The organism is Aneurinibacillus sp. Ricciae_BoGa-3, assembly GCF_028421645.1.
GTDB lineage: Bacteria > Bacillota > Bacilli > Aneurinibacillales > Aneurinibacillaceae > Aneurinibacillus_B.
In genome coordinates this window covers 716,577-731,876 of sequence record NZ_CP116887.1, presented here as the reverse complement: position 1 = coordinate 731,876, position 15,300 = coordinate 716,577, and the positions used below count along the sequence as shown (strand labels likewise).

The following is a 15,300-nucleotide window of genomic DNA, read 5'->3' as shown; positions in this document are numbered from 1 at the left end:
TTTAAAATAGCATCCTTAGTGTAGTCATTGCAAATTGTTCATGTCGATCCCTAACATTTTCATAATAGCAGCAGCAACTTCATTCTTCTTTTCGTTTGAAATTTCTCCAACTACTTCAAACATATCCTTTTTTAAAATAGGTTGAGTTAATTGAACTTGAGCCATACATTTTTCCTTGACATCATCCTTTTTTTCATCTCCATCATTTGGATATAGAATCACATCAAACTTTTGCTCAAACTCAACGGTAGTTGTTAATGGTGCAACTCTTACAATAAGGTAGTCTTCATCATTATTTTCAATACAATTCTGTACTACGACGACTGTACGGGATGCGTAATAAGTTCGATCATCTTCAATCCTATCACTAGGTAACAACCTTATTAATTTATCCCGCAATTTCCAAATTTGGCCGAATTTAAATTCCCTGTTATCTAATAAATCTCGTCTAGCATTATATTTTTGAGCCATCCATTGCCCTCCATGTTGTTTCTTTAGTACTCCCGTACGAATCCACAACAAAATCGCAAAATTTTTCAATATTGCTATCGGTGGGCCTAAAGACTTTCTTATCCTCAATTTTTTTGCTTGCAATTTTTAAGTCATGTAGTGAAAACTTAAACACATTATTGTCCACAGTTTTCCACCCCATTTCAATGGCATGTATCCCATAATATTTTTCCATCCATTCATCTTCTATAACTTTATCTGATCCTTCATTCTCCGCAATATCTTGTCTCGCTTTTAACCACGGTAATTCATTATGGTTAACTTCTCTTAATTCTTCAGCACTGTATCCAAAGTATTTATCAATAATGTTATCAAAAAATTCACAGATATTTTCCCCAAACTTACGCTCTAATTTATTTATATGCTGGTTAAGGGGAAAATTCCCTAGTTGAATATTATTATAACCAAATACTGAATATTTATTGTATATGCGTCTTACCACCGCACCATGTCGCCACGCTTCTATTTCTTCATCAAAAAGCCTCTCATGATACAAAGCTAAATACCATGCTTGGCAATAGTACATTAATTTCTGTAATTTTAAATTTGAGATAGGTATATTGTCAATGTTCGATTTTGCAATTAAATATTCTGCAACATCGTTAGTATTAAGTTGAATCACGATCCTTCACCCCTCTTTTTCCATTATATCGTAAACTATCATATAATAATATAATTTGCGGCCGCTTTTTACACCGCTTAGTAAAATTTGGGGGTTAGCCTAAGCCAAAATTAACGTGTAAATCATTAATTGAACTTTTACGCACAATTTTATCAAAAATTTTTCTGGAACCTTTGCTGGCGGCCTAATTCTATTAAATAGAAGTACCCCTCCCCTTAGAACAAAAAAAGAGCGGTATCTCTACCACTCCACGTTCTCCAAGGCTTCAGCCATATCCTTTTGGGTTGTTAAGGTGTATATATTCGTTGTGGATACATTATCATGTCCAAGTATCTGCTGGATGGTTGTCAGCGGTACACCTTGCTTGACCAAGTTATATCCAAGCGAGTGCCTTAATTGATGTGGATGTACCTTTACTTTCACTCGGTCGCCATATTGTTTTAATATCAAGTTAATCGCATTCCGTTGCAAGGCTCCTCGTTGTCCAATTAGCAGATAATCCGAATCACTCTCCGGCCTTACTTCTAAGTAGTTAGTGATGGCTTTCCGAGTATCTTTATTTAATGGAAGGGTTCGTTTGGAGTTTCCTTTACCTTTTACGATTAGAAGCCCTTTTCGTGAAGTCATTTGAATATCAGTTAGCTGAATATGTGTGAGTTCACTTACCCGGATGCCAGTACCAAGCAATAATTCAATGATACAGATATGCATTCTGTTGCCTGAGCGGTGGATATCACTTCGTATCTTCCATAATTCCTTGTTCTCTAGCCCTTTATACTGCTTTACATCCTTATCCTTTACCGTTTTAATGGCCATTTCATCAGCAATATAATTCTGTTCCTTCATCCATTTCAGGAATGAGTTCACACTGGCTATCTTACGGTTTATCGTGACAAAGGATTTATACTCGCTTTGTAGATGCTTCTTGTATTGTACCGCATCAAACTCAATAACTTTCTCAAGCCCATGCTCCGTTTTGCTGCTATACCATTCAATAAACGCCTTTGTATCCCGTATATAGCAGGAGACCGTATTCTCACTCTTGTCCTTACTCTGCAAATAGGCCGTGAACTCGTTGATATACCGCATATTCAGCACCATCCTTTCAATCACATGGTACGATTAGTGGTAAAATAAGTCAACGAGAACTCGATACATAACGGTCATTATGTTATGAGTTTAGGCAGTTTTTAGGCAGAATTAGCAATGAATCTAGCGTTTATCTACCGAATAACTCAATACATAATCTTTATGCTTCTATTGGTTGGATACGGATGGATAGGATAGCGTTCAGGCAGTATAGGGCTTTGTTATGGATTAGCTGAGTATGGTTGCTATATAGTTAGCTACAATAGCAGCCATCTATGCAGAACAAAGCGACATACACTACAGAGCTGAGCAATATTACTCCTGTTCCGGTTCCTCGAAGCCATCTTCCGTTTCACATTCTTCAATAATACTGTATTCGCCTTCGATTACTTCATCCTGCGCTTCTTCTTCAATCATTTGTAGGAATAGCTTCTTTCGTTCCAGTTCATTTTGCTTCGTATCAAGTACAATCTCTTTTCGTTCGCTATACTGTTCCGGCATACGGTTACGTAAGAAGAAGCTAATTGCCTGGGCAGAAGGAGGAACATGCCTTTTTACCTTTTCAATACGAGTCCGTTTTTTCCCATTTTTATCTTCTTCGACAACAGTTTTAATTTCTTCATATTCATAACCAGTGCAAAGTTTTAAAAGTGAGTTTTCTACACGGGCGTTGGTAACGGATCTTCCCACAGCAATTATCTCATTTAGTATAGGATACTTTTTTAAGTATTCATAAAATGTACCTTCCGATACATCTAATCGTATCCGTATCTCATCATTCGTTACGCCTTCTTCACACCATTGTTTAATCTGCATTAATCTCGGTTGCACATGGGTTTCCCACAAACTTGGTCTCTCTAATACCTCTGCAAACTCTGGATACTTTTTCTTATAATCCCTCAACGTCCAAACATGAATATCTAATTTGGCAGCAATCTGCTCATCCGTAAATCCTTCACGTACCCATTTGTATATATCCGCAAATCTTGGCTTTACATGCGTATCGTACTTGGTTATTTGCGGCTTTGCCAATTCACCTCACCTCCAAAAATTTAGATGCATTCAATGAGTCATATTTAACTGTTAAATACCTAGATACAAAAAGACCCCACAAGTTAATGTGAGGTCTGAATCAGTTATCTAGTCGGAAATTATGCGAAAATGATTAAAGGTGCTGTCAATTAGCTTTGATCAGCACCCATACAGTTGCCCTTACGGCTCTAAAAAATTATTTGTTTCAATTAATCTGCCTTAAGCTCAATATAATAGTAACACTTAATTATTCTTGTTGTCAATATTTACTATCCAGATTTTTGAATATTTTTTTTATTTAATCTGTCTATTCTATCTAGTTCTATTAAAGCGTTACTTACTTCATCTAGACTTTCCTCACTCTTTTTCTTTAGAACATTATAATCTTCTTTAAGTTTATTATGTTCCTCCTGTAATTTTTCATATTTCCTAAATTCCCTTGGCATAAAAAACTGAAAAATAGAATTCTTAATTTCTTTAAAGATAGACTTATCATCATTGATATTTTTCATACAGCTCTGTTTTTTCAACAATCTTCCTGCATTTATTGTAGATGCATTACTTAAAAGAATAGCACAAGTCTCATCAAATCCATCCTCATCTTTTTCTACTTTCCTAAAATATTTAATTCCAGTTTTATTTGACTCAGGATGATAAGCTGAATTTACGATATCGTTCGAAGTAGTAGTTGGGACTACAAGCAATAAATTACCTACTTTCTCCAAAACCACTACTGGATGTGGGTAGGAACTTTCTAATTTATAAGTCATACCTAAATCCGCAAAAAATATATCACCTATATCAACGGGAACTAAACACGTTGTAAAATTTCTTCTTATCATCCAATTTTGCAAACTTTTTGTCAAGTTCGCCAATTCGTCTTCTCTTAATTCTCCTGCGTAAGCAATAAAATTAGATAGGGAAAACATAAATTCACCAAGACTATCGCTCGACTCTTTTGCTTTTCTTTTTTTTGCTAAAGGATTATCTAATACTTTATCTAGATTGCTAAAATCTACATGATTAGGTCTATTAGTGGCATTACCCATTATTTATCTTCACCTCCAATCCCGTCTTTTAACATTCGACAAGATTAGAGGAATACCTTTGGAAATTTACTTTATTTTCTATTTAGATTTTTAAAATCTTAATATCTATATTCCTCTATCAAACATAAAAAGAGGCTATCTCTAGCCCCTATTTCATTTACTCTCCTACCTCGGCCTCATAAAAACACTCTATATCGTCAATCACCTTCTGGATCAATTCATTGTCCACTTCGGCTTCCTCTTCCCCCAGCGAGCAAATCTTATCCAGCTGCATCCCCTTCAGGAATCGAATCACCATATTCACTTTTGCCTGACCCATGCAACGAACCCCCTTATCAAGTTTGTCACATGTTACCTCTCACCTACTAACGAGTCAACGACTTCTGAATACGTACACTGTCGCCCACACGTTGGCAATATACCGATTCTTAATCTTATTCTTAACTTATCCCCAAACTTCCACATTAAGCCGACACAGGCGAAGAAAAAGGGGAGACTACTCCCCAGCTATTGTTTCCACCTTTTCTGGCTTGCTATATCGAAAGGCTGAATTTCCTTTTAGATTTTGCAATAGGAGCTTTCTGGCTACCTTATATTCATCCCCGATCATTCCCAACCGTATCAACCAAGTTCTGAATGTGAATTTTTCATTATCCGTATCCTTTACCTTGGCCGAAGCATATTGTAGTGTTTTCGCATACTGATTAATTAATGTTACAAGCTGAGTGTACGCTTTTATCCTCTCCGGCTCTCTATCTTCTTTTACAAATTTGAATACGATTCGGCTATGAGGAACATCAATGTCTATCCATTTGCACATTACGTCCTGAGTAGCTGTCTTGAAGTCGTCTAAAGTTGCAATCTTCCCTTCATTTACAGCCCTGATATATTCATCATTTATAATATTCTCTTCCATCTCTATGGCTTTCTTAATCAGCATCTGCTTACTATATATCATGTTTATGAGGTTTCGTAAGGTACTCCCTGTATGTCCCTCCAATGAAACGGATATTTCAAATCCTGTTATTTCTTCTGCTTCCGGCTTATTTTCTTCAATCGTTCCATTCAATAGTTGCTCAAACTCTACTTGTTTACCTTCAAATGTGGTAATATTTCCAGCTCTATCAATGATGTATGTTTCCTCTGCTGTCTCAATTTGATAATTACAGCTTGGAACTCCTAAGTATGTAGGCTTCACACCAAAATGTTCACCCAATATTTTTACCATTTCTTTTCTATTCACAAAAATCCCTCCTGTGTTCTAGTGTGTTAACATTCATCACTCAAAACACAGGTGAAAGCAAGTCACATTATTGTTCAGATATTACTTCCCTATATGTATACTTTTGTCCATCCCGGATCAAATATACCTCGCTATCACTATCTACCTGCCCAATATATCGCTTCACAATTACGTCTGCATATTTCTCGTCTAATTCCATCGTATAACAAATCCGATCCGTTTCCTGACAAGCAATCAGTGTACTCCCACTCCCACCAAAGGGGTCAAAAACTAAGTCTCCAATCTTGCTGCTATTCTTAATCGGATAGCAAATTAACGGTATCGGCTTCATGGTTGGATGATATTCATTTCTAAATGGACGATCAAATTGCCAAAGTGTCGTCTGCTTCCGATCACTATTCCAATAGTGCGCTCCAGTTGGTTTCCAGCCATATAACACTGGTTCGTGTTTCCACTGATACGGACTTCTGCCCATCACCATTGTTTGCTTTGCCCAAATACAGCATTGTGACAATTTAAATCCACACTCTACAAAGGCCTTCCTAAAATTAAGCCCTTCAGAATCAGCATGAAAAACATAAAGAGAACCACCATCCCCACAAGCATCGAACATATTAGAAAAAGCTCGATAAAGAAATTGATAGAAGCTATCATTATCCATTTTATCGTTTTCAATTTTTAAGGCCTCCTTTGTTTTACCCGTGTAATTCACATTGTAGGGCGGATCGGTCACAATCAAATTGGCTTTCCTTCCATCCATCAACGTTGCAACATTATCTTTATCTGTACTATCTCCACACATTAGCCGATGCTTACCTAACAGCCAGACATCCCCTTTTTGCGTAATAGGATTATCTGGCAGCTCAACTTCAAAGTCATCTTCTTCTACTCCTTCTGTTTCTTCCTTTAATGAATCCAAAAGCTGCTCCGCTTCAGAAAAGTCAAAGCCGGTTAATTCGAGGTTATAATCCTCCATTTTTAATTCATCCAATAAAACAGCTAAAGCATCAAAATCCCATTCTCCTGTAATTTTGTTCAGAGCGACATTCAATGCTTTCTCCTTGTTCTTATCCAGGTCAATCACTACACAATCGACTTCTTCATATCCTAATGCTTTCAGTACCTTGGCTCTCTGATGGCCGCCAACAATAGTCATATCACTGTTGACGATAATCGGCTCCACATACCCAAACTCATGGATGCTATTTTTTATCTTCTCAAACTCTTTATCTCCCGGTTTCAAATCTTTTCTCGGATTATAATCAGCATGAACCAATTGCTCGATTTTTATCTTTTTGAATTCCATAATGTATCCCCCTCACAAATAGAAAAAGAGCCTCCCGTATTAGAGAAGCTCCAACTCCACATCATTTTCTGTACTTGCCCATAACTGGATATCTTCAATTTCCCAGCCATCTGAAATTTTAAGTGTACTCTTCACTTCAGCAAAATTCGCATTATCCAGCGCAATCGTATCCTCCGTTACCTTTTCCAGAATCCCTTCCATCTCAATGGTGTCTAAGCCACAATCCTTATCATCTTTCAACACATTGAACAGGATCAAGTAAATATCCTTGCTCAAACTCAATAATTGTCTAATTGATGGAATATGCTTCTGTATCCGGCGATCTTCAGCCTTTTTAACCTGATCGATTATAGAGTAAATTTTCCGTTTCTCATCATGAACCATAAGCTGATAAGTTTTAATGTGATTATTCAATGCCTTGTTAAAGAACTGGATTTCTCGGCTCTCTTCATCAACAGATACATATAGTCCCAGCTTATTTTCATAACTGATATAATCCAGTTGACATTTAAATTGGTCATAGTCCCCAATATCAGCATGTTCAGCGAGCTTCATACTGATTAAATTAGAACCATAACTGTCATAGCTGTAATTTTGCAGGTGAATGGTAGCCATTGAGAAGTCGATATTCCCTTTTAAATGTTCCGGCAATACTCGAATAAACTCATGGATTTTCCCCTTAGCAAAGCGCTTAATTTGAGACATTTTCTGTTTACTGTTCATCAATATCCCTCCTGTTTATTAAATGTAGGCAATAAAAAAAGAACCACTGTGAATGGCTCTTCTGGTACCTTAACGGTAGGATTTAATTTTGTTCATTATCATAGAAATGAGATAGAAGGAATAGCCAATTTACTGCAGGCCTGATAGAAAAGATTTTTACCCCCTTATTTTGCATACAAGCTCTATATAGAGGTTATATACATTTTTGGGGGGTATCGATTAATAGTCGCTTAATCTCAATACTCTCCAAGCTTGTTTATATTTTTGCTTCTTTCCATTCACGATTCTACTAGTTTCAAATTGGTCAATAATAAAATTCAATCCAATTCCCTTTAACTTTCCATTAAGTGTATCAATGTTTTTTAACAGTCTATTGTTATTTCCATCCCGCACATTTACCTTTTCGATTAATTCCGTCCTATCTTTAGCCTGTAGCATTACCTTTCCAACAATTCCATCTAGGTAATTTTCCAATACTTTATTTTTTTCTACCTCTTCAATTAATGTATAGTCATATCCATTCTGCTCATCGAAGAATCCAAACTTGACAGCCAGATACTTGCAATATCCGAAATCACCATACTTTATCATGGCTTCTACTTCTGCGATATCCAGTAGACATTTGAAGTACATCAACTCATTAATTTTCAGAGTAGCTTTATCACTTTCATCGGCAACAATATCTGTATATACAATAGTCCACTTATCATATTCTCTCGGGTACTTTTCAATATAATCTTGTATGTTATTGTTCCTTAAATACTGTGCCATTTCAAGTTTCTTACTTAGTTGAGTTACCATGCCACCCAACTGCTGATTCGTTATAGTTTTGATATGCAAATAAATACCATCATCTTTGCTTCGTATTCTCTTCCTGCCTATACACTGTACGAGCGTTCCAGTATCCTTTACATCACACACGATATGTTGTAATTCTTCATCTATAATATTGACTCCAGCGTCCATACAAGTTGTTGTAATAAGAATCAGGTCATTGAACTTCTCTTCTTGGAGCATTGTATTAATTTTTTCTTGGTCAACATATTTATAATGCCTATCGCTTTTTCCACAATTATACATAGCGTAATCCTTATACTTCTTATATAATTCAAATGCTTTTCTTGCCGATTGAATAAAAAAGATCGTCTTAATATTCCTCTCAATCACTTCTTCTATGAAACTTTCTAAGGTATCATCCCTATTGAAGAAAGTTAATTGCTTAATAAAATTAAAGTAAATTTTCAATTCGTAGTTAATGGTTTCCATCTTCTTATAGTTAGCAATATATCGTGTCATATAATCACCCGTAGCACTCATGAAAATTCTTATTTTATTGCTAAGTGCAAGGATGGTTTCTAACGACATATCGGTTGTCTTATTGAATGCCGCATCACTCATGAAGTAGTGAAACTCATCGCAGACGATATATTGATAGGGACTAAAATCAAAGGTTTCATTTTTCTTGTATTTCGCTTCAATTGATTGATAAGTTTTAATTTCGATTACATCTGTTTTTTTGTCCTTCTCTACTTCTGCTTGAAACTGATCAGTGCAATTTATTCTGTGTATGAGCATGAGAATCTTTTTATGATGATGTTTGGCATGAGCGTAAAGGATATTTTTTATGAAGTGACTTTTCCCAGCCCCTGTACCTGCTTTTATCGTGATTATATCGCCATTATTCCAATTTTTAATTTGATCGATTGTAACTACTTCACTTACCCGTGAATGTTCTCCAAACACTGTCTCCATTTGTGTTCTGCGCTCCCTTTACCAATTACAATCGATTTTTGAACTCGTTGTATCTCCCCATAGCTTCTCTTAGCTGCGGTGAATCCTTAAATATATAGATTCTACGACCAGAATCCTTTAAATCAACCTTTTCATCGACTTTATGAAATCGATTAAACATTAACCAGCCTGCCATTCGTTCCTGTGTAATGACAATTGTATTATTCACAATTATGATCTCCCTTTTCATATAAATAATGGAAACGTTACATACCGCAATATTTCCACCGCAGGGGGCGGTAGCCCCCCTATACAAATAAGGATCAGACCATATTTAAAATAACTGATAAACTCTTCTGATTAATTTTCTCAACCTGTACCTTAAATGGTTGTCCCACATAACTTTTCAGGAAAATACCTTCCGTTAGGTTCGCATAATCCTCCTGCCTAATTCCACATATATATTCCCCATCCAAAAATACACCGATAAAATTTCCGTTCTGATCAAGTGTGATAATCTGGTCATCAATTTTTGCTGCTACCGCATGACCGTCTTGAATATTACCGGATAACCGGCAGGCATAGTTAGTCAGCCTTTTTAATTCAACTTTTTCCTTTGTAGAAACGGCAGCATTACTTTCTGGAAGCTCAATTTCCGTTTCTCTCTCATTATCAAAGTCAATAAAATGATAGCCTAACATCGAAAAGAGACGATACTTGCCATCCTTTAATTTCGTCTTAAACTGGACATCTTCAATCGAAGCGGCTCCATTCTCTACTCGTAAAACACCTGCATATTCTTTTTCCCGGCGATTTAACTGTGGAACTTCCTGAACATCGACTTTGATTTTATCTTCGTGGGCCTTCAAATTTGCCATAATCCCTTCTGGCGCTACAATCCACGGGAAAATATATGATTTTGTACGACTGACCCACGTACTGTTATCTGAGCGATTCTTGCTGAAAATATACTCAATGTAGGCACATACACTGGCTAAGACACTGTCATCATCGCAGACTTCCCGGCACTTATTACGGGTATCATCGTATAATTCTTTATATAGTTTACCGATCCGATCCAACTCTTCTTTATCTTCATCTCTCATTCGAAGTCGGTTAATCTTCTGCTCTTCCTTCCACAGATCACCTTTCGCTTTGGAATATGCATTATAAATCGGGGCTATCTTTCTCGCCAGCTCCATAAATGTATCTTGGTCAACTTTGTCCATATCTGTAATTAAATCCATCGTACTCGTATCCAAGTACTCAATATTAAAGAGACTCTTTGATTCGTTTCTCTTTCTCTCCAGCCACTCATCAATATTCATCGCTAAATTATTTAATGGACTGTAAATTTTCCGATACTGCGATTCACGGCCACCATAAATGAATTTCTGGAAATAGGGTTTCTTATTTGCGGCTTCTAACAATACGTCAGGAATGACAGGCCTTGTGCCTTTTTTAACGGAGTCGATAAACTCTGCCTGTAATTGTTTACAGGTCGCAATTTCTAATTCCCGACTTTGTAGATTACCCTGTTCCAATGCCAGCGACTGAAAATAGGTGTCTATATTTGTAACTAACGCCGTATCGTTAGATAAATTCTTCCGTTCAAATTCTATGACATTCTCTATGTTATATTCTTTAGCCTCAGCGGTCGTTTTATCGTCATCGTTTACAATCACAAAATCATCTATCACAGCGTCCAGGATAGTCTTGTTATCAATCAAAATCGATTTGTCACCGTCAAAATCGCAGCCAGATAGTTGCGCCATTGTTAAATCTTTTCCAGAGTTAAATTGAATCACATTATCTAAGTGCTGAACGTAAGCATTTCCGCTATCCACTAAATTGGCTTTCTTGACTTCATGCCAACTCGTTAGTGGATTACGCATCATCACATACTGACCAACTTTTCCTTTGCAATAAAACTCATTGGCATCCAAAAAGCCATGTACGTTATCTTTATCGCCATGTGTCATCCACTCTGCCAACGCTATACAGTCTCCAGTTACAAATTGGTAATTCCCTTTTACTGGAATGCGTCCAACAGCTAATTCAGTAAAAGCTTTCTCAATTTGCTTCCGAATATAAGCCTGTACCCTTGGATCAAATATCATCCGTTCATTTATATCAATCGCTTTATGAACATCGCTGACTAGGTTATCCTCATATTCTTCCCGGTCGATAATCATATGCAAAAATGCTTTAACAGCTGCAGCATCGCCTTTATTTAAAATATCTAGATAGAGATTCCCTGCAGGTTCCACTAATTTCCGAAGCTCTTTATAATCTAATGCAAGCGAGTTGATAAACTGATACGTTAGGGGCGTATAAATATCTGCTCGATCAGCCGACTTTGCATAGTTGGCGATTCCAATATATTCATGCCCGTACTTCTTCAACAAGGCAACATAATCATCTAGACTACTAAAAAGCCAGGTATTTTTCCCATCTTGTTGAGTTTGTAACTTTGCCTTAAAACAACTCTCCGTCATAATAATATCAATGTCCGTAATATCGATATCGTTATCCCACAAGTCCTTAATATGGGTGACTTCCTGTTCTTCAAACCAAGTTTTCAAATCAAATCGAATCATTAATCCTTTTACATATGGCATCCGAATTTGAAAGGCATTACTGGTATAAGAAAGCCCTAATGCATCTGACACTTTCTTTGCATACTCGAAACTCATCAACCCCTGACCGTCATGGGGAACGATCTGATTTTCATGATTTTCGATTATTTTGACTTCATATCCTACACTGAACTTATTTATGATTTCCGGGATTTCTTCCGTTTGCTCTTCGGTATAAACCGGATAACGCTTATTCTCATTTCGGAGTAACTTCCATCCTGCAGGCGATTCAATTTGCTCTAATTGTACTCTTCGATTTTCTCGTTCCCAGCCGCTTTTTGATTTCGCTCCTTCTCCAACATAATGAGGAAACTTTGCAAGATAGGCATCATCAAATACAGCCTTTACTTCTTCCCATTTCTGTTTACATTCTGCTTTTCTGGCTTCTTCAGCTTCCGCTATTCTTTTGTACTCTTCGTAGGCTGCCTTATCTTCTTCCTGTAATTCATATCTCGCTACAACCTTTACATCCTCAATCAGCGTCTTTTCTAAATCTTTGACTATACAAATTCTTGGCAGACCTTCAACAAGATTGATACTACTTAACGTCAAACCGATAGCTGTTTCATATTTGGAGATGATGGTTTTGGTCGGAACTTTCCCAAGGGTAATGGTCTCTTTTAAACGGTCATGTACATCTTCCCGGATAAACAAGGTGCGTTGATTCATCGCCATATTGCTTGATTTTCCAAAGCGAATATATTTCTGCTCACCGATAAAAACACCTTCACGCATGATGCGTTCGTAAAGAGCAAGCTGCTTTTCATCATTTTGATCTATTTGGTCAGCTTTCAAAATAAATAATTCATCGACTGCATTCTTTGCTCCATCGCTGTCATCATATGTTTTTTCCAATAGACGATACAACGTGGCATATAGAATATTTCCGCTGTTTGGATATTCAATTGCAGTTTCTAGCGAAAGTGTTAGTCTATCATATTCTTTCGAAATATTTTGAAACCGGTATTGCTTAATGGTATATTGTCTGCGTTTTTGTGCCATTTATATTTCCCCCAAATTAGCTACCGATAGTAAAAAAGAACCGAAAGCATAAAAGCTCACAGTTCCATTATCACATTATATTACCATTTATTCAAAATATTTCTTTTATATATCTGACCTGTTAAGAAGTTCTTTTAATGCCGCCAACTCTTCTCTACTCAGCGTAACGCCCTTACCCATCTTTTCTCGCTCAGGGGACCATTCGCGAATATCGTACTTCGGTTCACGACCGTTCCAACTGATGAGGTTAAGTTCTTTTTTCCAGCCTTTTGTGGATTCTGAAAGGATACCGATATGTTATGTCTTTTCAAATTTAATGTCTGGCATAGTGAACTTCCCTTTTCGCAAGTTTAATTAAACCTGTATCAAACGTTATAATCTTCTCCTACCTTTGCTACTGGGAACAATTGCAAATCCTCAACCTTCTCATTTCCATACATTAATTCTGCTTGTCTCATCAAAACTTCTAAAGCATGCTTCACCTGTTTTGGTGTATAGTCAGATTTTTTAGTAGACGCTTAATAGATACCTCTTTCTGATTGAACACAAAAAATAATTGAAGGATTTTGGGAGTTTAAATAGCTTAATACGGTAGATATTTTTGCATGCTTGGAAATATAGTGCTGTCTTATTATAAAACATAAAAATGGTCATCAACAATAACTTACGCTGTTCCCAAGCGTTTGTGAAAAGAACCAAGGTTTAAATCCTCCTTAGCTCTTTTCTAACACTATTATTTACCTAAAAGACTGATAAATTTACTCAGTTCTTCTTTGGCTTCATCTGTTGTCCCTTTCAACTCATTCAATAGCCCAAACAAATTATCATATGAATTCGCAATTTCTGCTTTAACTTCTACCAACTCTTGAGCCACTTGTGAAAGTGGAATAACTTCCTCTTCTTCAAACCTGTCGACATAACGTTGAATGTTCAAATTGTAATCATTTTCTTTGATTTCATCCAAAGATGCCACATGAGCATATTTCTCAACGTCTTTACGGTTACAGTAAGTTTCGATAATTTTGTTGATGTTCTCAGCAGTGAGTTTGTTTTGGTTCTTGCCTTTTTCAAACTCTTTTGAAGCATCAATAAACAAAATATCTTTACTCTTGCGAGCCTCGCGACCTTTGAACACCAGCACACATGTTGGGATGCTTGCGCCATAGAACAAGTTAGCTGGCAATCCAATAACAGTATCTAATAGATTATTGTCTATGATATTTTTGCGGATTTTACCTTCAGACGCACCTCGGAAGAGTACCCCATGCGGCAACACAATAGCCATTGTTCCTGCTTTATCTAAATGATAAAGTCCATGAAGAACAAAGGCATAATCTGCCTTAGATGCAGGTGCTACACCATAACCCTTGAAACGTGTATCTTTTTCTCGATCAACGTCTTTTGTATCCCAATTCTGAGAATATGGGGGGTTTGATACGACCGCGTCGAACTTCAAAGGAATTTGTGTGCCATCTTTTTCTGCAAATGGCCAGTCAGCATCAAGTGTGTCTGCGCGTTTCAATTCCATATTGCGATAATTTACCCCATGCATCATCAAGTTCATGCGAGCCAAGTTATAAGTTGTAGTATTCAACTCTTGACCGAAAAACTCAACGCTTCCTTCTTCATTACCATTTGGCAATTCTTTTTGAACTGTCAAAAGAAGTGAACCTGATCCCATTGTAGGGTCATATACACGGAATTGATTGCCAGTACCAGCTGCATCAATCGTAACAATTCTTGCTAAAGTTTTACTAACTTCATGAGGTGTATAAAATTCCCCACCTTTTTTACCAGCATTGGCAGCAAATTGCCCAATCAAATACTCGTAAACGTCACCCAAAATGTCACGGCCTGAATCGTCTTTGAAACTAAACTCGTTAATCATCAAAACGATATCATTCAAAGCCTTCGCACGTTCGTTTGTACTTGAACCTAGACGTGTGTCCCCAAGGTTAACATCTGAAAATACATTAGCAAAGTCCGCTTCTGCGACTGCGTTACGTTTGGCATTTGTATTGAATGAGTCAAACATGTCTTGGAAGTCACTAGCTTTGATTTTGTGATTTTCAATTTTTGATACGATTTTGACCCAAGTGTAGGCTGGGTCAATCGCATATCCGATACCTTTACTGATTTCTTCAAGGTAATCTTCTTTTTCAGTGTCATCTGTCACTTCGTAGTACTCTTCTAGATCATTGGCTTTTAAGTATTCATCTTGGTTTTCTGATAAATAGCGATAGAACATAAATGGCAAGATATAGTTCTTGTATTCACTTGCATCCATTGTCCCACGCAGTTTGTTAGCCATTTCCCATAGCTTTGATGTAATATCTGTTGCATTACTCATTTGT

14 protein-coding genes are annotated in these 15,300 nt (G+C 36.8%); all 14 read right to left on the bottom strand.

The features are described from left to right. Positions 1-24: 24 nt before the first annotated feature. Complete coding sequence (locus PP175_RS03850; protein WP_272441522.1) at positions 25-471, bottom strand: type II toxin-antitoxin system PemK/MazF family toxin; 447 nt, start codon at positions 469-471, stop codon at positions 25-27. Next, positions 455-1,132, bottom strand: coding sequence for a Panacea domain-containing protein (locus tag PP175_RS03845; RefSeq protein ID WP_272441521.1), 678 nt, complete (start codon positions 1,130-1,132; stop codon positions 455-457). The genes PP175_RS03850 and PP175_RS03845 overlap by 17 nt, the downstream gene beginning before the upstream one ends. Positions 1,133-1,372: 240 nt before the next feature. Beyond that, entirely contained in the window at positions 1,373-2,221 is an 849-nt protein-coding gene (locus PP175_RS03840) for a tyrosine-type recombinase/integrase (protein ID WP_272441520.1), read from the bottom strand. A gap of 315 nt (positions 2,222-2,536) precedes the next feature. Then, positions 2,537-3,253, bottom strand: coding sequence for a transposase (locus PP175_RS03835; protein ID WP_272441519.1), 717 nt, complete (start codon positions 3,251-3,253; stop codon positions 2,537-2,539). A gap of 269 nt (positions 3,254-3,522) precedes the next feature. Continuing rightward, the gene (locus PP175_RS03830) at positions 3,523-4,302 is read right to left on the bottom strand and encodes a putative type II toxin-antitoxin system PemK/MazF family toxin (RefSeq protein ID WP_272441518.1); all 780 of its coding nucleotides are present in this window, start codon (positions 4,300-4,302) and stop codon (positions 3,523-3,525) included. 157 nt (positions 4,303-4,459) lie between these two features. Further along, a complete protein-coding gene (locus PP175_RS03825) occupies positions 4,460-4,621 on the bottom strand; it encodes a hypothetical protein (protein ID WP_272441517.1) in 162 nt (53 codons plus the stop codon). 177 nt (positions 4,622-4,798) lie between these two features. Beyond that, positions 4,799-5,545 carry an amidoligase family protein gene (locus PP175_RS03820; protein WP_272441516.1) on the bottom strand — a complete coding sequence of 249 codons (747 nt, stop codon included), beginning with the start codon at positions 5,543-5,545 and terminating at the stop codon, positions 4,799-4,801. 67 nt (positions 5,546-5,612) lie between these two features. Further along, complete coding sequence (locus tag PP175_RS03815) at positions 5,613-6,851, bottom strand: site-specific DNA-methyltransferase (protein ID WP_272441515.1); 1,239 nt, start codon at positions 6,849-6,851, stop codon at positions 5,613-5,615. Between the two features lie 39 nt (positions 6,852-6,890). Next, a complete protein-coding gene (locus PP175_RS03810) occupies positions 6,891-7,574 on the bottom strand; it encodes a hypothetical protein (protein ID WP_272441514.1) in 684 nt (227 codons plus the stop codon). A gap of 219 nt (positions 7,575-7,793) precedes the next feature. Then, positions 7,794-9,326: a DEAD/DEAH box helicase family protein gene (locus PP175_RS03805; RefSeq protein WP_272441513.1), complete on the bottom strand. Its 1,533-nt coding sequence runs from the start codon at positions 9,324-9,326 to the stop codon at positions 7,794-7,796. A gap of 25 nt (positions 9,327-9,351) precedes the next feature. Further along, the gene (locus tag PP175_RS03800) at positions 9,352-9,534 is read right to left on the bottom strand and encodes a hypothetical protein (RefSeq protein ID WP_272441512.1); all 183 of its coding nucleotides are present in this window, start codon (positions 9,532-9,534) and stop codon (positions 9,352-9,354) included. Between the two features lie 94 nt (positions 9,535-9,628). Further along, positions 9,629-12,946 (bottom strand): RNA dependent RNA polymerase, encoded by a 3,318-nt coding sequence (locus PP175_RS03795; protein WP_272441511.1) that lies wholly within the window; start codon positions 12,944-12,946, stop codon positions 9,629-9,631. 105 nt (positions 12,947-13,051) lie between these two features. Further along, positions 13,052-13,240, bottom strand: coding sequence for a YdbC family protein (locus PP175_RS03790; protein ID WP_272443175.1), 189 nt, complete (start codon positions 13,238-13,240; stop codon positions 13,052-13,054). A 439-nt stretch (positions 13,241-13,679) separates the two neighbouring features. Next, the gene (locus tag PP175_RS03785; RefSeq protein ID WP_272441510.1) at positions 13,680-15,296 is read right to left on the bottom strand and encodes a type I restriction-modification system subunit M; all 1,617 of its coding nucleotides are present in this window, start codon (positions 15,294-15,296) and stop codon (positions 13,680-13,682) included. Between the last annotated feature and the right edge of the window lie 4 nt (positions 15,297-15,300).